At 62.2% G+C, this 19,951-nt stretch carries 19 protein-coding genes; 15 read left to right on the forward strand and 4 right to left on the reverse strand.

Features of this window, described 5'->3' with window-relative positions; all coding sequences use genetic code 11:
- Positions 1-72 precede the first annotated feature (72 nt).
- The 7 genes from ACSQ84_RS34340 (at position 73) to ACSQ84_RS34370 (ending at position 6,539) form a co-directional block, all read left to right on the forward strand.
- Positions 73-1,047 carry an ABC transporter substrate-binding protein gene (locus ACSQ84_RS34340; protein ID WP_436216187.1) on the forward strand — a complete coding sequence of 325 codons (975 nt, stop codon included), beginning with the start codon at positions 73-75 and terminating at the stop codon, positions 1,045-1,047.
- 213 nt (positions 1,048-1,260) lie between these two features.
- Positions 1,261-2,238, forward strand: a complete 978-nt coding sequence (locus ACSQ84_RS34345) for an ABC transporter substrate-binding protein (RefSeq protein ID WP_436216188.1) — start codon at positions 1,261-1,263, stop codon at positions 2,236-2,238.
- Positions 2,239-2,435: 197 nt separating this feature from the next.
- Positions 2,436-3,137, forward strand: a complete 702-nt coding sequence (locus ACSQ84_RS34350) for an ABC transporter substrate-binding protein (RefSeq protein ID WP_436216189.1) — start codon at positions 2,436-2,438, stop codon at positions 3,135-3,137.
- Positions 3,137-4,210 (forward strand): ABC transporter substrate-binding protein, encoded by a 1,074-nt coding sequence (locus ACSQ84_RS34355; RefSeq protein ID WP_436216190.1) that lies wholly within the window; start codon positions 3,137-3,139, stop codon positions 4,208-4,210. Before ACSQ84_RS34350 ends, ACSQ84_RS34355 begins: the two co-directional genes overlap by 1 nt.
- Before the next feature lie 46 nt (positions 4,211-4,256).
- Positions 4,257-5,246: an ABC transporter substrate-binding protein gene (locus ACSQ84_RS34360; RefSeq protein ID WP_436216191.1), complete on the forward strand. Its 990-nt coding sequence runs from the start codon at positions 4,257-4,259 to the stop codon at positions 5,244-5,246.
- Positions 5,247-5,323: 77 nt separating this feature from the next.
- Positions 5,324-5,470, forward strand: a complete 147-nt coding sequence (locus ACSQ84_RS34365; RefSeq protein WP_436216192.1) for a hypothetical protein — start codon at positions 5,324-5,326, stop codon at positions 5,468-5,470.
- A gap of 88 nt (positions 5,471-5,558) precedes the next feature.
- Positions 5,559-6,539, forward strand: a complete 981-nt coding sequence (locus tag ACSQ84_RS34370) for an ABC transporter substrate-binding protein (RefSeq protein WP_436216193.1) — start codon at positions 5,559-5,561, stop codon at positions 6,537-6,539.
- Here ACSQ84_RS34370 and ACSQ84_RS34375 read toward each other — a convergent pair.
- The gene (locus ACSQ84_RS34375; protein ID WP_436216194.1) at positions 6,504-6,746 is read right to left on the reverse strand and encodes a hypothetical protein; all 243 of its coding nucleotides are present in this window, start codon (positions 6,744-6,746) and stop codon (positions 6,504-6,506) included. The genes ACSQ84_RS34370 and ACSQ84_RS34375 overlap by 36 nt on opposite strands.
- 29 nt (positions 6,747-6,775) lie before the next feature.
- Between ACSQ84_RS34375 and ACSQ84_RS34380 the strand changes: the two genes are divergently transcribed.
- The 3 genes from ACSQ84_RS34380 to ACSQ84_RS34390 are packed head-to-tail and all read left to right on the forward strand — an operon-like array spanning position 6,776 to position 10,997.
- Positions 6,776-9,364: an ATP-binding protein gene (locus ACSQ84_RS34380; protein WP_436216195.1), complete on the forward strand. Its 2,589-nt coding sequence runs from the start codon at positions 6,776-6,778 to the stop codon at positions 9,362-9,364.
- Positions 9,361-9,750, forward strand: coding sequence for a response regulator (locus ACSQ84_RS34385; protein ID WP_436216196.1), 390 nt, complete (start codon positions 9,361-9,363; stop codon positions 9,748-9,750). The genes ACSQ84_RS34380 and ACSQ84_RS34385 overlap by 4 nt, the downstream gene beginning before the upstream one ends.
- A complete protein-coding gene (locus tag ACSQ84_RS34390; protein WP_436216197.1) occupies positions 9,747-10,997 on the forward strand; it encodes an adenylate/guanylate cyclase domain-containing protein in 1,251 nt (416 codons plus the stop codon). Before ACSQ84_RS34385 ends, ACSQ84_RS34390 begins: the two co-directional genes overlap by 4 nt.
- A 52-nt stretch (positions 10,998-11,049) precedes the next feature.
- Here ACSQ84_RS34390 and ACSQ84_RS34395 read toward each other — a convergent pair whose 3' ends face one another.
- Complete coding sequence (locus ACSQ84_RS34395; protein WP_436216198.1) at positions 11,050-12,240, reverse strand: UbiH/UbiF family hydroxylase; 1,191 nt, start codon at positions 12,238-12,240, stop codon at positions 11,050-11,052.
- Positions 12,241-12,374: 134 nt separating this feature from the next.
- Here ACSQ84_RS34395 and pcsA point away from each other — a divergent pair, with 134 nt between their 5' ends.
- From pcsA to ACSQ84_RS34410, 3 genes are all read left to right on the forward strand, one after another.
- On the forward strand, positions 12,375-13,109 hold the full coding sequence (pcsA, locus tag ACSQ84_RS34400; protein WP_436216199.1) for a phosphatidylcholine synthase: 735 nt from the start codon (positions 12,375-12,377) through the stop codon (positions 13,107-13,109).
- Positions 13,106-13,840, forward strand: coding sequence for a TerC family protein (locus tag ACSQ84_RS34405; protein ID WP_436216200.1), 735 nt, complete (start codon positions 13,106-13,108; stop codon positions 13,838-13,840). The genes pcsA and ACSQ84_RS34405 overlap by 4 nt, the downstream gene beginning before the upstream one ends.
- Positions 13,841-13,938: 98 nt before the next feature.
- Positions 13,939-14,913, forward strand: a complete 975-nt coding sequence (locus ACSQ84_RS34410; RefSeq protein ID WP_436216201.1) for a quinone oxidoreductase family protein — start codon at positions 13,939-13,941, stop codon at positions 14,911-14,913.
- Between the two features lie 173 nt (positions 14,914-15,086).
- Here the strand turns inward: ACSQ84_RS34410 and ACSQ84_RS34415 are convergent, their stop codons facing one another.
- Together ACSQ84_RS34415 and ACSQ84_RS34420 are read right to left on the reverse strand one after the other, a co-directional pair.
- Positions 15,087-16,283 (reverse strand): acetylornithine transaminase, encoded by a 1,197-nt coding sequence (locus ACSQ84_RS34415; RefSeq protein ID WP_436216202.1) that lies wholly within the window; start codon positions 16,281-16,283, stop codon positions 15,087-15,089.
- A 246-nt stretch (positions 16,284-16,529) separates the two neighbouring features.
- Positions 16,530-17,801 (reverse strand): tetratricopeptide repeat protein, encoded by a 1,272-nt coding sequence (locus ACSQ84_RS34420; protein WP_436216203.1) that lies wholly within the window; start codon positions 17,799-17,801, stop codon positions 16,530-16,532.
- Positions 17,802-17,949: 148 nt separating this feature from the next.
- Here ACSQ84_RS34420 and ACSQ84_RS34425 point away from each other — a divergent pair, with 148 nt between their 5' ends.
- Positions 17,950-18,909 carry a hypothetical protein gene (locus tag ACSQ84_RS34425; protein WP_436216204.1) on the forward strand — a complete coding sequence of 320 codons (960 nt, stop codon included), beginning with the start codon at positions 17,950-17,952 and terminating at the stop codon, positions 18,907-18,909.
- An 89-nt stretch (positions 18,910-18,998) separates the two neighbouring features.
- Positions 18,999-19,949 carry a hypothetical protein gene (locus ACSQ84_RS34430; protein WP_436216205.1) on the forward strand — a complete coding sequence of 317 codons (951 nt, stop codon included), beginning with the start codon at positions 18,999-19,001 and terminating at the stop codon, positions 19,947-19,949.
- Positions 19,950-19,951: the final 2 nt, after the last annotated feature.

Here is a 19,951-nt window from a genome sequence, read left to right on the forward strand (position 1 = left end):
AGCAGACATCGTAGAGCCCTTCAGTATTCCTGCTGCAGCCGCTAGGGTGCCTTTCGGAAACCCGGGACGAGTATGAAGCGGCGCGAGTTCATCAAGCTTTGTGGCAGCGCTGCGATGACGTGGCCGGTCATTGCGCGCGCGCAACAGATGCCGGTGATTGGATTGCTGGGAACTGGGACAGCTCAGGCATGGGCCGGGATGACGGCGGCGTTCCATCAAGGTCTGGGCGAAGCTGGCTACACCGAAGGCAGAAACGTCGCGGTCGAATATCGCTGGGCCGAAGGGCAATACGAGCGGCTGGCCCAAATGGCTGATGACCTGGCCCGGCGTTCCGTGTCGGTACTTGTCGCCTTCAGCACGCCTGCGGCGCTTGCCGCAAAAGCCGCGACGACCACAACTCCGATTGTCTTCACCACAATCAGCGATCCGGTGCAGGCCGGCCTGGTCACGAGTCTGAGCCGACCTGATGGCAACACGACAGGCACGACCTATCTGAATCTGCAGCTCGCACCTAAAATGCTGGAACTGATGCGCGAAACAATTCCAGCGGCCACGTCGATGGTTCTGCTCATCAATCCAACCAACCCTACGGGCGAGACTCAGCGAGGAGTCTTTCAAGCTGCAGCCCGCACGCTCGGGATCGAGTTGCACGTGATGCTGGCCAGCAACCCCGGTGAGCTCAACACCGCCTTCGAGAATTTGGCCAGGCTCGGTACAGGTGGCCTCGTCCTCAGCGGGGACCCGTTCATCAATTCGCAGATCGAGAAGATCGCAGCACTGGCGCTTCGCAACAGGCTGCCCTCAATCTATGGGGCCAAATCGTACCCCGCCGTTGGTGGCCTGATGAGCTACGGTGGCGATGCCTCGGAGGCACACAAGCAGGCCGGCATCTACGCAGGGCGGATTCTGAGGGGAGAGAAGCTGGCCAACCTGCCGGTCCAACAAGTGACAAAGGTGGAATTGATCATAAACCTCAAGATCGCCAAGGCGCTCGGCATCAGCCTGCCGCTTGCGCTACTCGCACGCGCCGACGAGATCATCGAGTAAGAGCATCAAGGTCCGCCCCTGGCACACTTTTGAAACATGCCGAGCGGCCGTGACGGTGTCCGCTTGCGGGGAAGACCGGAAGTCATCGGCGGAGGGCCAAACCGACGCGATTGACCCGAAGGCGACTAGCCAGGCGTCACACGTACCTTGGAGATCACTTTCCAAAGAGGCGGTTCTCGGCGATAAGGGCGTCAATCGCTGAAAGTGTCAGGCATGAAGCGGCGTAAATTCATCGGTCTGCTGGGCGGGGCGGCGGCCAGTTGGCCATTGGCGGCCCGAGCACAACAGACGCGAATGCCCGCAATCGGTTTTCTGCGTAGCTCATCCTCGGCGCCTTCCCAGTTCCTTGCCACGGCTCTCCGGGAGGGATTGAAGGAGCAGGGCTTCGTCGAGGGCCAGAATGTCCAGATCGAGTACCGCTACGCGGAGGACGAGAAAGAGCGCCTTAGGAACTTGGCGACTGATCTGCTTGCCCGACCGTTAGCTGTCATCGTAGCGGATACAATTGCAGCCATACAGATCAAGGCTGCGGCAACCACCGTGCCACTCATTTTCGCCAGCGGAGGCGATCCGGTCGCGGCCGGCCTGGTAACCAGTCTCAATCGACCGGGGGGCAACGTCACAGGCGTAGTATTTTTCGCAACCTTATTGGGGGCAAAGCGATTAGAATTGCTGCGGCGGGCTGTGCCCAACGCGGCAATGATTGGGGTGCTGACAAGCCGCACCAGTCCGAACGTCGAGGCAGAGCGAGGTGACATTGAGGCCGCGGCGCTGGCGCTCGGGCAACAACTCACTGTCGTCGACGTCAACGGCGAAGACGAATTTGATACGGCATTTGTGACCTTCATTCGAAGCGGGGCGCGCGCGCTGCTGATCGGGTCCGGCACCTTGTTGACTACCAATCGGGCCCGTATCATCGCGTTAGCGGCTCGCCACGCATTACCTGCAGTATATCCGCATCGGGAGGGAGCTCTCGACGGTGGCATGATGAGCTATGGAGCCAGCGTCGCCGACGCGTATCGGCAAGCCGGGATCTATGCGGGACGCATTCTCAAGGGCGAGAAAGCCGCCGATCTGCCGGTGATGCGGTCCAGCAAGTTCGAGTTTGTGCTCAATCTCCGAACTACAAAGGCGCTGGGAATTGATATTCCGCCCACGCTGCTCGCGCTCACTGACGAAGTGATCGAATGAGACTCCGGTTTTAGCCCACAGCGGACAGCCCCAGCACGTGTTCCGAGGTCCGGTTTTGACCGGCTCTGATAGGGTGGTATCCTGATTTGTTGCGATGCTTGACCTGCGGGGGCGCAATGAGGCGGCGGACGTTTATCGGTCTTGTGGGCGTCGCGATAACGGCATGGCCGTTTTCCGTGGGCGCCCAGCAACGTTCAATGCCCGTGGTCGGCTGGCTCAACGCCGGCGGGTTCGGAGCGACCACGCCTTATCTCGCCGCCTTCCGCCGCGGGCTCGGCGAGACGGGCTATGTCGAAGGCCAGAACGTGGCGGTCGAGTATCGCTGGGCAGACGATCAATACGATCGGGTGCCCGCCCTGGCGGCCGACCTTGTCAATCGCAAGGTCGATGTAATCGCCACGATCGGCAGCGTGACGACGGTGAACGCCGCGCGGGAGGCCGCCGGTGCGATGATCCCGATCGCCTTCGGGACCGGCGGCGATCCGGTGGCTCTCGGCCTCGTCACCAGCGTGCCCCGTCCCGGTGCCAATCTCACCGGCGTGAGCTATCTGGTGGCCGACCTTGGTTCCAAGCGGCTCGACCTGTTGGTGCAGGCGGTTCCTCGAGCCAAGCGGATCGCGTTGCTGGTCAATCCGAAGAACCCCAACAGCGAGCGCAACGTGCGCGACACGCAGGATGCGGCCAAGCTCCTTGGCGTGCAGCTGCTGGTCGTCAAGGCCGCTACCGAAGGCGAGATCGACGGGGCCTTCGCTACAATGGTCAACGAGGGCGCCGGTGCGGTCGTTATCCAGGCCGACCCGTTCTCCATAGCCGGCGCGCGCAACTTCTGGCGCTGGCGGCCCGGCTGGCGGTCCCGGCGATCTACACCTGGCGCGAATTCGCCGCCGAGGGCGGCCTGATGAGCTATGGCCCGAACCTCGGGGACGTGTATCGCCAGATCGGCAACTATCCGATCTACACGCGCCTGGATGCAAACAGCAGAGGAGGATCAATGAGACGACGCGATTTCATTACCTTGCTGGGGGGCGTGGGCGCAGCAGCGACGCCGCTGGCGGCCCTGGCGCAGCAGCCCGGCAAAACCCGGTTGATCGGACTGGCGGCAGGCTTCAACGAGCAGGAGATGAAGCCTTTACTGGAGGCCATGCGGGCACAGCTCCGGGTTCATGGCTGGATCATAGGAGAAAATATCAAGCTGGAAGTCCGCTATGCGAGCGGCGCTTATGGCGTGGATCAGGTTCGCTCCTTGATAGCCATGAACCCGGAAGTGATCGTCACGCAAGGTACCGGCATGCTCACGGTGGTCCGAAAGGAGACCAAAACGGTTCCGGTCGTCTTCACCATGGTGCCCGATCCGGTCAAGCTCGGCATCGTGGATAACCTGCGGCGCCCCGGCGGCAATGTGACTGGCTTCACCAATTTCGAGTTTTCGATCGGCAGCAAGTGGCTCGAACTGCTGAAGGAGCTGCAGCCGTCGCTCAAGCATGTCGTGCAACTTTCCAACCTGGATAATCCCAACAACGTTCAGTTTTCCAAATACATCGAAAGTCAGGGCGACAAGTTTGGCCTCGATGTCACCACCGCCCAGTTGCGCACCGCGGAGGAGATCGCCCCTGCGATCGCGGCCGCCGGCCAGCAGCCGAATGGCGCGATACTGGTACTGCCTGACAGCCTGCTTGTGATCAGCCGGGCCCGCATCGCCGAGGCAGCTTCCAGGCATCTCATGCCCGCGATGTATCCGTTCCGCGCCTTTACGGACGAAGGTGGACTGATCTCCTACGGCCCGAATTTCTCGGAGATTTTTCGGCAAGCCGCGGGATATGTCGACCGCATCCTCAAGGGCGAAAAGCCCGGCGAGCTGCCTATACAGGCCCCCACCAAATTCGAACTCATCATCAACGTCAAAGCCGCCAAGGCGCTGGGCATAACCCCGTCGCCCATGTTGCTCACCCGCGCCGATGAGGTGTTCGAATGAATTTGCGATTTGCCGCGGCCCATACGCCGCCGTGCCGGAGAGATCAGTGAGACGACGCAATTTCATCACCTTGCTTGCGAGCGCCGCCGCGGCCGGCATCCCCGCATGGTCAGCCGGCGCTCAACAGGACTCAAAAAATCCGCGGCGCCTTGGTGTGTTGTTTGTCGTAGCCAAGGATAACCCCGACAATCCAGCCCGCATTGCGGCGCTGGAGAAGCGGCTTGGAAGTCACGGATGGATCGACGGCAAGACCATTCGCATCGACTATCGCTTCGGCGGCAGCGATGCCGAAAGGATTCGTATCTATATAGAGGAGTTACTTGGCCTCAAGCCGGATGTTGTGGTGGTGCAGGGCGTCGTCGGGGCGGAGGCGCTGCGACGCGCGACCAAATCCGTGCCGGCCGTCTTCGTTCAGGTTCAGGATCCCGTGGGCGGCGGCTTCGTGACCAACCTCGCGCGTCCGGACGGCAACATGACTGGCTTTACGGATTTCGAATATGCCATCAGCGGCAAATGGCTGGAATTGCTCAAGGTGGCCGCGCCAGCCGTCAAGCGGGCGCTGGTGCTGATCAATCCGGACAACCGCAGGCGCTGGGATGGCTATTTCGGCGTGATCGACGCTGTTGCTGTCTCGCTCGGGATCGAGCCGGTTCGAGCCGGTGTCCACGATGCCGCGGAGATCGAGCAGGCCATCGAAGGCTTCGCGAAGGACCCGCATGGCGGAATCATGATCCTGCCTGACGCAACGACCTCGGTTCATCTCAAATTGATTGTAGGCCTTGCCGAGCGGCATAAATTGCCTTCGCTCAGTTCGAGCGCAAGGAGCGGCAGCGTGCTGGCCTACGGCAGCGTGTTCGATCAGTACGGGGGCGCGGCCTCTTATGTCGATCGGTTGCTGCGGGGAGCAGCCACCGCCGATCTCCCGGTGCAAGCCAGCGACCGATTTGCGCTGAGCGTGAATCTCAAGGCCGCGAAAGCCATCGGCCTGGAAGTGTCGCCAACGTTGCTGGCTCGCGCCGACGAGGTGATCGAATAAACGTTTGCTTGGGACTTAAGCCGGACGCCGCGTTCCTGTGTTACGATGGTATCGTGTTATCTGATGGGAGTGGAAATGTGAGACAACTGCGTTGCGCGCTCGTTCTGCTCGCGGACAGCCCGAATTTCTCGGAAATTTTCCGGCAAGTCGCCGGATATGTCGACCGTATCCTCAAGGGCGAACAGCCGGGCGAGTTGCCGCGCGCTGACGAGGTTCTCGAATGAACTCGCGATTTGTTTCGGCATACGAGAAGGCTGATGTGACGTCTTCGCGGGCGCTTCGCCGGCGCCGGCGCTTGCTGGAGGCAGTGGTTTGAAACGGCGCGAATTCATCAAGGCTGCCGGAGTTTCGATCCTGGGTTTCCCGCTTACTGCGCAGGCGCAGCAGCCGGCAAAGCTTCCGGTCATCGGGTTTCTCGGCGCCAACACGCTGGCGGCTCAGAGCCGCTCGACCGAGGCGCTGATCCAGCGTTTGCGGGAACTGGGCTGGAATGAAGGTCGCAACATAGCGATCGAGTATCGCTGGGCAGAGGGAAGTTCGGAGCGCTCTCCCAAGCTAATGGCCGAATTCGTCGAGCTGCCGGTCGACGTCATCGTTACCCACGCGCCGCTCAACGTCATCGCGGCAAAACGGGCCACCTCGACGATTCCCATCGTATTCGCAGCGGTCGGAGACCCGGTTGGCATCGGCGTCGTCGCCAGTCTGTCACGCCCGGGCGGCAATGTGACGGGCCTCTCGCTGCAGTCAGCCGAGCTCGCCGGCAAGCGACTCGAAATCCTGCGCGAGATCATTCCCGGGTTGCGGCGGGTGGTCGTGCTCACCAACGCCGACAGCCCGAATGCGGCGCTGGAAATCCGCGAGATTCAATCAGCAGCTCAAACGCTGGGTCTCGACGTCGTTTTCGAGAAAATATGGCGCGCGGAGGATATTGCCTCGGCCCTGGCGGTGCCGAAGGCGGGTACTGATGCGCTCTATGTTCAAACCGATCCGATCTTCAACACCCATCGGTCGCGGATCACGGCCCTGGCGCTTGACGCCAGGGTGCCGACGATTTCCGGCACCCGGGAGTATGTCGAAGCGGGGAGTTTGATATCGTACGGCGCCAATCTCACTGATCTGTTTCGGCGGACCGGCGACATCGTGGACAAGATCTTGCGCGGTGCCAAACCGAGCGACCTGCCGGTTCAGCAGCCTACCAAATTCGATTTGATCCTGAATTTGAAGACTGCGAGGACACTTGGGCTCGATCTTTCGGCTTCATTGATCGCCCGCGCCGAAGAGGTCGTCGAATAAAGCGATGGGAGTGAAAAATGTGAGACAACTGCGTTGCGCGCTCACTTTGCTGGCGTGCAGCGTGTTGAGGATGTGAATGGAGACCTTTTTGCTGCCATGAAAAAAGACGGCGCAGAGGCCAACGCGATCGATCTTGCGTTGCCGCCGTCGTTGCTCCTGCGCGCCGATCAGGTGATCGAATAAGTCCTTTCGCGCAGCAGGAGACAAGGCGAGGGCTTCTTGCTAGCCTGAGCGTAATGAGCATTTCCCTCCATCCCGACGCGCCCCAAGACCCGACCCTGGCAGTAACGCCGGCGTCCGGCGTGGCGCCTGCCGGGGGATCGCCCGGTTCAAAGCGCCGCAGCCGGCTGTTCACCAAATACGTCACGCTGTTCGTCGCGGTGGTCGGCGTCGCGCTGCTGTCCAACGGCATCTTCGAGGTCTTCTTCTATTACCGCGAGCACAAGGCGGCGCTGATCCGCATTCAGCACGAGCAGGCCGAGGCCGCGGCGGCGAAGATCAGCCAGTTCATCAAGGAGATCGAAAGCCAGCTCGGCTGGACCACCCAGCTGCCCTGGTCGGCGGTTTCGATCGAGCAGCGCCGGTTCGACGCCTTGCGGCTGTTGCGGCAGGTGCCGGCCATCACCGAACTGGCGCAGGTGGATTCGTCCGGCAAGGAACGCCTGAGGGTGTCGCGCCTCGTCATGGATGTCCTGGACAGCGGGCTCGACCTCTCCAAAGAGCCGAAGTTCACCGAGGCCGTCGCCAACAAGGTCTATTACGGGCCGATCTATTTCCGCCGGGAGTCCGAGCCCTATATGACGCTGTCGCTGGCCGGGACCCGCAAGGACGCCGGCGTCAGCATCGCCGAGGTCAATCTCAAGCTGATCTGGGACGTGGTGTCGCAGATCAAGGTCGGCGAGCGCGGCAACGCCTATGTGGTTGGCAAGCAGGGGCGCCTGATCGCGCATCCCGACATCAGCCTGGTGCTGCGCAACACCGACATGTCGAAGCTGACGCAGGTGCAGACCGCGCAGGCCGGCGGCACCGACGCCGGGCCGGATTCGCTGCAAGGCGCCCTGAATATCCAGGGCCAGGAGGTGCTGACCGCCTCCGCGCCGATTGCGCCGCTCGGCTGGAGGATGTTCGTCGAGCTTCCGGTCACGGAAGCCTATGCCTCGCTGTACGCGGCACTACAGCGGCTGGCGCTGGTGCTGCTGGCCGCCCTGGTGTTCGCCGTGCTGGCCGGAATGTTCCTCGCTGGACGCATGGTCGGCCCGATTAAGTCGTTGCGCGCCGGCGCCGAACGTTTCGGCAGCGGTGACTTCAACCAGCGCATTTCGATTCGGACCGGCGACGAACTCGAGGGCCTCGCCAACCAGTTCAACGACATGGGCGCGCGGCTGCAGGAATCCTACGCCGATCTCGAGAACAAGGTCGAGTTGCGGACGGCTGAGCTGCGGGATTCTCTGCAGCAGCAGACCGCAACCGCAGACGTGCTGAAAGTCATCAGCCGTTCGGCGTTTGACCTGCAAACCGTGCTCGACACCCTCGTGGGATCGGCGGCCCGTCTGTGCGACGCGGATGAGGGGACGATCTTTCGTCCGGTGGACGGCAGCTATGTTTTGGCGGCAAGCCACGGACTTGGTACGGAGCAAAAAAATCATCTCGTGACATTCTCGACCGTGCCGGAACGAGGAAGCGTGGTCGGACGTACCCTGCTGGACGGCAAAACGATCCACGTTCCTGACGTCCAGGCGGATCCGGAATATGCGCCGTCCGCAGCCCGCAGGAGTTCCAACGTACGAACGATGCTGGGCGTGCCGCTACTGCGAGAGGGTGCGCCAATCGGCGTATTTGTATTGACCCGCCACATGGTGCGGCCGTTTAGCGCCAAGCAGATAGAGCTTGCGACCACATTCGCAGACCAGGCACTGATTGCGATTGAGAACGTCCGACTATTCGACGAAGTTCAGGAGCGAACCAGGGAGCTTTCGCTTTCCCTCGAAGATTTGCGCACGGCGCAGGACCGCCTGGTGCAGACCGAAAAGCTGGCCTCGCTCGGCCAGCTCACCGCCGGCATCGCTCACGAAATCAAGAATCCGCTCAATTTTGTCAATAATTTTTCGGCGTTGTCGGCGGAACTGATCGACGAGCTCAACGACGTGCTGAAGCCGGCGGCGCTCGACGACAAGATGCGCGAAGAGATCGACGAACTCACCCATATGCTGAAGGGCAATCTGGAAAAGGTAGTGCAACACGGCAGGCGTGCCGACTCGATCGTCAAGAACATGCTCTTGCATTCGCGCGAAGGCTCCGGTGAACACCGCCTTGCGGATATCAACACCATCGTCGAGGAAAGCCTCAACCTCGCCTATCACGGCGCGCGCGCGGAAAAGTCCGGCTTCAACATCACTTTGCAGCGCGACTTCGATCCCGCCGCCGGCCTGATCGACCTCTACCCGCAGGAAATCACACGTGTTTTTCTCAATCTTATTTCCAACGGATTTTACGCCGCGACCAAGCGCAAGGAAGCTGGCGACGAGTCGTTCGAGCCGACCCTGAGCGCGACGACGAAAAACCTCGGCAACAAGGTGGAAATCCGGATCCGCGATAACGGCACCGGCATTCCCCTGGAAGTGAAGGAGAAGATGTTCAACCCGTTCTTCACCACCAAGCCAGCCGGTGAGGGAACTGGATTGGGCCTGTCGATGAGCCACGACATCGTGGTGAAACAGCATGGTGGCAAGATCGACGTCATTACCGAGTCGGGCGTATTTACCGAATTCATTATCACGCTGCCGCGAACAGCGGCCGCGAAAGCCAATATTGGAGGCACAAATTGAGCGTTTACATCCTTGTCGTCGATGACGAGCCCGATGTCGAAGCCCTGTTCCGCCAGCAATTCCGGCGTGACATCAAGTCCGGGCGCTTCACGATGGAATTCGCCATGTCGGCGCAGGCTGCCCTGGCCCGCGCCGCCAGCGTCGCCGCCCCATCGCTGATCCTGATCCTGTCCGACGTCAACATGCCCGGCATGAGCGGGTTGGAAATGTTGCCGAAAGTGCGCGCGGAGCGGCCCGACGTTCCCGTCATCATGATAACGGCCTATGGCGATGCGGAAACACGGCGCAAGGCGATCGAGCGCGGCGCGGTAGGTCTTTTGACCAAGCCGATCGATTTCGCGCTGCTGCGCCACGAGATCGATACCAGGCTGGGGCAGGCCGCATGACCGCGACCATCCTTGTCGTCGACGACGAGCCCGATCTCGAGGCGCTGGTGCTGCAGAAATTCCGCAAGCAGATCCGCGATGGCGGGATCGCATTCGTGTTCGCCCGTGACGGCATCGAGGCGCTGGAGGCGATCATGGACCATCCCCATGTCGACATGGTGGTGTCCGACATCAACATGCCCAGGATGGACGGCCTCTCGCTGCTGCAAAAGCTACAGGAGGCCGAAGAGAAGAAATCGACCATCATCGTGTCGGCGTATGGCGATATGAGTAATATCCGCACCGCGATGAATCGCGGGGCGTTCGATTTTCTGACCAAGCCGATCGATTTCGGCGATCTCGAACTGACCATCGACAAGACCATCCGCCATGTCGAAATGATGCGCGACGCCCGCCGCCGCCAGGCCGAAGCCGAGCGGGCGCATGCCTCGCTGTCGCGGTACTTTTCGCCGCAGATCGCGAGCCGCCTTGCGGCCGTTGGCGACAGTAACGGCATGGAGGTGCACCGCCGCGAGGTCGCGGTGATTTTCACCGACATCACCGGTTTCACATCGCTGGTGGAAACCGCCGTACCCGAGGTGCTGGGGGCGTTGCTCGGCGAGTATGTCGGCGGCATGACCGACGTCGTGTTCGAACATGAAGGGACGGTGGCAAAGATCATCGGCGACGCCGTCCAGATTCTGTTCAACGCGCCCGGCGATCAGCCCGATTACGCAACACGCGCGATCGATTGCGCGCACGATCTCGATATCTGGGCGCAGGCGTTTCGCGAGCGCTGGAAGTCGCAAGGGGTGGATTTCGGCGCGACCCGGATCGGCGTCCATGCCGGTCCCGCGTTGGTCGGCAATTTCGGCGGCAGCCGGTTCTTCGATTACACCGCCTATGGTGACACCATCAACACCGCAGCGCGGCTCGAGGCCGCGAATAAATATCTGGGCACCCGCATCTGCGTCAGTGCCGCCGTCGCCGATGCGACCGAGAACTTCAGGGGGCGGCCGGTCGGCGACGTCATGCTGCGCGGACGCAGCGAACCGCTGCGCGCCTTTGAGCCGCTGACGGCGGCGGTGTTCGAGGCGTCGATGACAAAGCAATATTCCGAAGCCTTCGCCAAACTGAAGGCCGCCGACCCGGCAGCGATGCCAGCCTTCGCAGCCCTCGTCGGGCAGCATGCCGACGACGCACTGGCCGGCTTTCATTTGCGACGGCTGCTGAATGGCGGCAAGGGTGTGCGTTTGCAACTGGAATAGTGAAAAGGCCGCAAATGACTGCGCCGTCTCATCGCGTCAAATCTGGCTTGTCCTAACCGACTCGCTTCCATGACGGTGCGAGGCCCTCGCGCATGGCGAGTCGTCGCAGCGGGCCGAACGAGCCGATCAGGTGCAGGCCCGCCGCGCGCAGCGACTGCATGGGGAGGAAATCGCTGAGCAGCGAGCGGTTGGCGAGGTCGATGACGAACATCCGGCTGGCGACATCGGCGCGCCGCGCGGATTGATAGCGCGCCAGCACCTGCGGCGCGCCCGGATCCTCGCCGAGCGAGATGGCCTGGCCCGCGATATCGGCGATGTCGGCGGCATCGCGCAATCCCATGTTGAGGCCCTGCGCCCCGATCGGCGGCAGCACATGGGCGGCTTCGCCGGCCAGCGCGATGCGATGGCTGGCAAACTGTTTGGGGCTCTCGATCGAAAGCGGAAACAGATTGCGTCCTGACTCGACCCGGACGCTGCCGAGAATGGAATGCGATTGCTTCTCCGCGGCCTCGGACAGTTCGTCGTCGCCGAGCGCCATCAGCCGCCGGGCTTCCCCTGCGGCGGAAACCCACACCACGCTGCAGCGGTTGCCGGGCAGGGGCACGAACACACAGGGGCCGTGCGGCGTATGAAATTCGGTGGAGATATTCTTGTGCGGGCGGGAATGACTGATGTTGAAGGTCAATGCCGACTGATGCAGGTCGCGGCGCTTGACGTCGATGCCGGCGGCCTCGCGCGATATTGACTGCCGTCCGTCGGCGCCAATTACGAGCCGGGCCGACAGCGATCCGCCTGCATCCGTAAGGATGGAAACGACGGTGTCTTGCGGATCGACCGCTGCCGCCTCATCGTCAAACCGCGTCAGGCCGGGCAGTTCGGCCGCGCGTTCTTCCAGCGCGGCCATCAGCGACCGGTTGTCGATGTTGAAGCCGAATTGCCCGATACCGATTTCTTCCGACGAAAACCGCACCTCCGGCGCCCGGATCAGGCGGCCGGTGTCGTCCACGAGCCGCATGGTCCGCAACGCCGCGGCCTGATCCCGGCAGCGGCGCCACACATCCAGGCGCTCGAGCAGACCGGTCGAAGCGCCCAGCAGGGCCGTGGTGCGGTTGTCGGCATAGGGCGCGCGGCGCGCGAGCAGGGCGGTCTTGGCGCCGGTCTGTGCCAGCGCGATGGCGGCGGTCAGTCCCGCCGGTCCACCGCCGATCACAACGGCGTCATAAATTGGCAATGCATCGCTCATATTGGAACAATTGACATTCCCGGCGGCATTTTCAAGTCATTGACCTTCTTAAATGTTTCCACCGGTTTGCGCGGCGGAACGCCGCAAGCGCGGATATGCAAATCGGGGCGATTCCTGATAGCACTGCCGGAGCAATGGACCAGACACCCGCACCGATATCGCCTCCCACGACAAGCCAAATGCGGATGGCCGCCTTCGGCGTGCACGTATTCACGGCGCTCGGAGCGGGCATCGGCCTGATTGCGATGCTGGAAGCGGTCCGCGAGCACTGGGCCAGCATGTTCGGCTGGCTCGGCGTGGCGCTGATCATCGACGCGATCGACGGCCCGCTGGCGCGGAAGTTCGACGTGGTGCGGCTGCAGCCGAACTGGTCCGGTGACGTGCTCGACCTCGTCGTCGATTTCGTCACTTACGTCTTCGTTCCGGCGTACGCGATCACCGCGAGCAGCATGCTGCTGCCGGTGGCGGCACCGCTGCTCGGCATCGGCATCGTGGCCTCGAGCGCACTCTATTTCGCTGACCGCCGCATGAAAGCCGCCGACAACCATTTTCGCGGCTTTCCGGCGCTGTGGAACGTCGCCGCGTTTTACCTGTTTCTGCTGCGTCCATCGCCGGAGCTTGCAACCCTTGGCGTCGCGGTTCTGATCGCGCTGACGTTCGCGCCGTTCCACGTGCTGCATCCGATCCGCGTGGTGCGGCTGCGCTGGCTGACGCTGTGGTTGCTGGCCGCGTGGGCCGTGCTGGCGGCCTATACCGTTGTCCGCGACTTTGCCGTGGGCGTTCCCATCACCGTCGGACTTTGCGCGATCGCCGTCTATGTCGCCGGCAGCGATGCCGTGATCCGGAAGCTGAAATCGTTCAAGGCATGATGGAATTGCTGACCAGCCCGGAGGCGTGGGCGGCGTTGCTGACCTTGACGGTGCTCGAAATCGTCCTCGGCATTGACAATGTCATCTTCCTGTCGGTCATCGTGTCGCGGCTTCCGCCGGAGCAGGCCAAGCGCGCGCGTCAGATCGGCTTGCTGCTGGCGCTGGTGTTCCGCATCCTGCTGCTCAGCGTCCTGTTCTGGCTGATCGGACTGACCGAGCCCATTCTGACCGTAAGGGGCATGGCGCTGTCCTGGCGCGACATCATCCTGATCGGCGGCGGCATGTTCCTGATCGCCAAGGCGACGCATGAAATTCATGCCGAAGTGGAGGCGCGCGAGGCCGAGCCCGAGGCCAGGCCGAACGCCAGCGTATTCTTCTGGGTGATCATGCAGATCATCGTCGTCGATATGGTGTTCTCGCTGGACTCGATCATCACCGCGATCGGCATGTCCGAGGATATCGAGATCATGGTCGCCGCCGTCGTGATCGCCTGCTTCATCATGTACGTCTCGTCGGGCCCGGTTTCGAAGTTCGTGGCCGATCACCCCACCACCAAGATGCTGGCGCTGGCATTCCTGGTGCTGATCGGCGTGGCGCTGGTGGCGGACGGATTCAAATTCCACATCCCGCGCGGCTACATCTATTTTGCCATCGTGTTCGCGGCCGCGGTCGAATTGTTCAACGTGCTGGCCCGGCGCAATCGCAAAAAAGTCGCCAAACAACGGGGGTAGGCCCCGCGAGTTGACAATACGGCCTTGATGGCTTTCGCTCCGGGCAAGCGACCGACAGGCGACGGGCGCTTGAAGCAGATACCGAGGGAGAGAAAGTCATGCCCAAGGCCGTGCGTGTGCACAAGGTGGGGGGGCCGGAAGCCCTGGTGTATGAGGGCGTCGACGTGGCGGCGCCGGGGCCGGGCGAGGTGCGCATGCGCCAGCACGCCGTCGGCCTGAACTTCATCGACGTGTATTTTCGCACCGGCCTCTACAAGGCGCCGGGGCTGCCGTTCATCGCCGGCAACGAAGCCGCGGGCGAGGTGGTGGCGGTCGGTCCGGGCGTCACCAATTTCCACCCCGGCGACCGCGTCGCCTATTATTTCACTCTCGGCGGCTATGCCAGTGAGCGCGTGATCCCGGCGGACAAGCTGGTCAAGCTGCCCGACCACATCACCTACGAGCAGGGCGCGGTGCTGATGCTCAAGGGCCTGACGGTCTGGTACCTCCTGCACAAGACCTTCAAGGTCGAGCCCGGGCACCGCGTGCTGATTCACGCGGCTGCCGGCGGAATCGGCCTGCTCGCCTGCCAATGGGCGAAAGCGCTCGGCGCGCATGTCATCGGTACCGTCGGCTCCAAGGCGAAGGCCGACCTCGCGCTCGCCAATGGCTGCGACCATGTCATCCTCTACAACGAGGAGGATTTTGTCGCGCGGGTCAAACAGATCAGCCGCAACGAACTCTGCGACGTCGTCTATGACGGTGTCGGCAAGACCACGTTCCCGGGATCGCTGTCCTGCCTGCGGCCGCGCGGCTTGTTCGTCAGCTTCGGCAACGCGTCGGGCCCGGTGCCGCCGTTCGCGCTGGCCGAACTCAACAACCACGGCTCGCTGTTTGCGACGCGACCGAAACTCAACGATTACGTCAGCACCCGCCATGAACTGCTCGAGGGCGCCGACACGCTTTTCGCCGCCGTCATCAACGGCAAGCTGCACGTGCCGATCAACCACGCCTATGCGCTAAAGGACGTCGCCAAGGCGCATATCGATCTGGAGGGCCGGGCGACGACCGGGGCGATTATTCTTCGGCCGTAAAGTCCCAGCTCTTTCAATTGGTGTCGTCGCGGCGAACGCTCAGATGCGCAATTGCGCATCGGGGGACCCACCGCGTGATCTAGCGATAGAAAGAAGCCCGCAGACACCGCCCGCGCTTACAACGGCCGCGGCGTATGGGTCCCGGCTCAAGGCCGGGACGACGGTCGATAGACCTACGCCACCCGCCGCGCGGCACCCGCCCGCGTCAGCACCGTGTCCAAACAATCGATCATCATCGATATCTCCTCGCGCGTCACGTTAAGCGCCGGCATGAACCGCAGCGCGTCCGGCTGCGGCGCGTTAAGCAGCACGCCTTCCGCAAACGCCTGCGCGACGATCGAGGCCCCGATCGGCAGCTTGAGATCGAGCGCCAGCAGCAGCCCCCGGCCGCGCACGTCGCCGAGACCGTGGCGCGCCGACAGTTTTTGCAATTCGCTTTCCAGGAACAGGCCGGCATCGGTCACCGACTTCAGGAAGCCGGGCGCTGCGACGTGTTCGAGCACGGCAAGGCCCGCCGCGCACATCAAGGGATTGCCGTTGAAGGTGCCGCCCTGGTCGCCATGCTCGAAACAGGACGCATATTCGGTCGCCAGCAAGGCTGCGAGCGGCACGCCGCCGCCAATGCCTTTGCCGAGCGTCATGATGTCGGGTTCGATCCCGGTGTGCTCGTAATGAAACAGCTTGCCGGTCCGGCCCATGCCGGTCTGGATCTCGTCGACGATCAGGAGCAGCCCGCGCTCCTGGGTCAGCGCCCGCAAGCCTTGCAGGAATTGATCGGTCGCCGGCCACACGCCGGCTTCGCCCTGGATCGGCTCTAGCATGACCGCAACGGTCTTGCTCGAGATCAGCCGCTTGACGGAATCGAGATCGTTGAGCTGCGCCTTGGGGAAACCGCTGACCTTGGGCTCGAACAGCGGCTCAAACGCCTTCTTGCCCGACGCCGACATGGTCGCGAGCGTGCGGCCGTGGAAGCCGCCAGCGAAGGTGATGATCTCATGCGCGCCGCCCTTGTACAGCGTACCAAATTTGCGCGCGAGCTTGATCGCGCCCTCATTGGCTTCGGCCCCGGAATTCGCAAAGAACACCTGGTCGAAGCAGCTGTTGGCGACCAGCGCATTTGCCAGCTTCAGGCTGGGCCCGTTGAAGAACGCAGGACTCGGCGTCAGCAGCAGTTTTGCCTGCGCGGCGAGCGCGTCGGCGATGATGGCTGGTGAATGGCCGAGGCAATTGACGGCCCAGCCCTGCATGAAATCCAGATAGCGCTTGCCACTGTCGTCCCACAGATAGGCGCCGTCGCCCTTGACGAACACGGCGGGGGGCCGCGCGGTGATGTTCATCAGTGCGTCGAACGGTTGGGTAGCGTCGGTCATGTCGAACTCCTCAGGTGTCTTGGGTGAAAGGGCAGGCCGAAACGCAAGAAGGCCGCACTTTGCGGGTGCGGCCTTCTCGAAAACGTTGCTGAACTAGGTGATCAGCGGTGTCGTCGGACATGGCGCAGCCCATCATCGTCGCAAGAGCGACGACGGAAAGCTGCGCGGCGGTTGGTCCGGTTCGAGATCATGGGGCAGGGCCATACAGCCGAACGGCCGGCGATGTCAAGTCACAGCGGAGGGCGATCAGTCGATGCCGTAGTGGCGGAATTCGTCGGCGATGCCGGCGTAAACGGCCCGGGCGGCGGCGAGATCGATGTCGGCTCCGCTCTCGTCGCCCTTCTTCCGCTTCGCCAATCCTCGGCCGTAAAGTGCGTTCGCAATCTTCGGGTTGACCTTCAGGGCCGCCGTGAAATCGTCGATCGCCATGTCGAATTCGCCGAGCTTGAGATAGCAGAGGCCGCGGCTGTCGAGGGTGTAGGCGTCGTTAGGCTTCAGCCGGAGCGACGCCTCGCAGTCCGCAGGCCCCTCGCGCGGACGGCCGAGAACGGCCTTGGTCAGGCACCGCGTATTGAGCGCGTCGGGGTAGTCGGGATGGGCGCGGATTGCCTGATCATAGTCGGATAACGCGCGCGCATACTCGTGCCGGTCGAAAAGCAGATTGCCGCGGGCATAGGCGTCACGATAGCTATCGGGATCTAGCCGCAGCGACTGGTCGAAGTCGGCGAGCGCGCGGTCGATGTCGCCCTTGTCCCTGAACAGGCGCGCCCGGTTGCTGTAGGCGGCGGCGTATTTCGGGTCGAGCTGGATCGACATGTTCAGGTCGGCGAGGGCGCGGGCTTCGTCGCCGCGGTTTCGATAGGCGGTGCCGCGGTTGAAATAAGCGAGCGCGAATTTCGGGTCGAGCTTGATCGCGTAATCATAGTTGATCATCGCGAGACCGAACTCGTTAATGTCTCCATGGGAGTTGCCCCGATTATTGTAGTACCAGGGATCGTCCGATTTGATCCTGATCGCCTGATCATAATTGGCGATTGCCTTTTCCGGTTCGCCTTTGTCGCTATAGGTGATCCCGCGATTGAACCATGCGAATGAATCTTTCGGATTGAGGACAATAGCGCGATCCAGATCGGCGATGGCCTTAACGACTTCGCCCTTGCGGCGCCAGGCTTCACCGCGGTTGATGTAGGCGCCGGCGAACTTCGGCTTGAGCCGCATCAGTGCGCTGAAATCGGCGATCGCCCGATCGACGTCGTCCTTGGTGAGGTAGTCGGCGCCGCGAGTGAGGTAGGCGTCAGCGAGGTCTTTTGTTCTCGCACCTTTCGCCGCGATCACAGTGGTGCAGGCGGCGATACGTTGATCAGGGGTGAGCTTGCCCTCGCTTTGGCACGAATTGCGGGCCGCTGCCAAGGGTGAGGGCGTCTTCGCCAAAGCCGGCGTTGCCGTGAGCAAGGTCACGAGACACACCATGGCCTTTACGGCGTCAAAGCCAATCTCGGTTCTCTTGAAACTCGCCATCGTCGATCCCGACCCATGCAGCCAATTTTCAATTTGCCTGCTTATGTGAGGCCAAGGCCCGAGTCGGTTCATGTTCCACGGCTTCGCCGTTGAACCGGCCCGTTGGTCGAACCGACCAACGCGAGCCCATCAACCGCAGGTCATCCCAGTGTCCGACGATAATTCCTATCCCATCGACGTTGACAGCATCCGCCGGGCATTTCCGCCCGGCACCGAGGCGCCGCAATTGCTGATTGATTTCGCTGGCTGGCTCAAAGGCCGCGATTGGGGCAATGCCGGCTGCTACGAGCTTGTTGGGGACTTTTCCGACAACGCGCCGATCGTCGACGGCAGCCAGCTGCGCGACAAGTTCGCGCTGTTCGCACGGTTGCCGGAAGGCTCCGTCGTCGGCGCCTGGTACGGAGCCGGCACGAGCCCTGCGAACGCGCCGATCGTGGTGCTCGGCTCCGAAGGCCAGTACGAAATCTTCGCGGCTTCGCTCGAGGGTTTGCTGGCCAAGATCGCGATCCAGCGATTCGAGGAAGACCAGGTATGGACCGACTTTACGCCGCATGAAGAAGCGGAGGATGAGACCGGCGAACTCGCCGGGTGGCTGGTCAAACGTATCCGTGTGAGAGACCTGAGGAGATTGACGGAGCCGCCGACCGGGCTGCCGGACTTCGGCCAGTGGATGCAGCAATGGTGCAGAGATCGCGAGGAGTTCTGGGCGGCTGATCCGGCGATGGCAAGGCTTGCAGGGCAATTGGTTGCGCACCGGCCGGCGGGGCAGCATGCCTGGGACCGAACGATCTTTGAGGTCGCAATCGTGGGCCGGCAGTACCAGGTAAGCATATTGGATCGCGGCCGTCAGCCGATCGATGAAGCCGCCGCGATTGAACCTTTACTGCGCGGCCTGCGCGACGACATGTGGCGCGCGCTGCCCAATCTCGGCCTTTGGTATTCGATGTCGTTTGCGATGACCGCCGATGGCCGCATCCTGCCCCGCTTCGATTATGAGACGCGGCCGGCAATCAGCGACGCTCCGGCTGATCTTGCAGAGGCGAGGGCAGATCTAGTGCGCGCACCCCGGCCGGAGCGTTGGGTGCCGGCCTGGCTAGCGACTTCCTGAACCTGCCGCTGCGAGGCGACCCGGACGCGTCGCCGTTGCCCGTGACCACCGATCCGGTATTCTAAGGCAACGCTATCGGGAGCAAGTGTTTGGCAGCATCGATTCAATTCAAAGACCTCTGCGCGATCCCGATCTTGCCAGGCTTTGCGCTCGTCAGGAGCGCTGTCGCGAATGACGGCTCGCTGCTATTCCTGTTTGCGGAGACGTCGACCGCCAAGTCTCTCTCCGAGACCTACAAGCGGGGCATCGGCGTGTTTCCGCGAACTCGCACGGAGATAGCGACGCGGCTTTGTCTGGTGAGGATGACGTCGATGATATCGCATACCATCGAGCTTCCCGAACTCGATTTGACCTTTCCCCAGGTCGACGTCTTCCCCGATGGACGAATCCTTGTAGCGGGGCCGAGGTGCTCGTGGCGAAGCCACGATGATTTCGACCTCAACGGTGCCATCATCCAGCCCGAGACGGGGACGGCAACGCAAATACTGCTGGGAGACGGAATAAGCTCGATGCAAATCGACAGTCTTGGCCGCATCTGGGTCGGTTATTTCGATGAGGGTGTGTTCGGCAATTTCGGTTGGGGAGGCCGGGACGGACCCGCTCCCGTCGGCTGCTCTGGGCTCGCTTGTTTCTCTGCTTCAGGTGAGAAAGTCTGGGAATTTCCGGGGAACCCGATCTATGCGATTTCAGATTGTTACGCGCTCAATGTTTCGGGCACCGATGCTGCGATTTTTTTCTACGCGGATTTTCCGCTTTGCAAGATCAGCGGCAACTTTGAGCTGACCTTTTGGAAGCCAAAGCTGGCAGGCTGCAACGCATTCGCAATCTCCGAAACGGAGGTTCTCTTTTCCGGCCAGTACAACGATCCGGCCGATGCTGCGTATCTCAGAACGCTGGGGTCGGGAGATTTGGGTGAAACCAGGCGGGTACGCCTGTTGATGCCGGACGGATCAAGTCGATCCGGCGGGCAAATGTTAGGGCGCGGCAACTCCCTCTACCACTTCGACGCCGAGAACGTGTGTCGCCTAAGTCTGGACTAACC

This window comes from Bradyrhizobium sp. LjRoot220 (genome assembly GCF_964252915.1).
Taxonomy (GTDB): Bacteria; Pseudomonadota; Alphaproteobacteria; order Rhizobiales; family Xanthobacteraceae; genus Bradyrhizobium.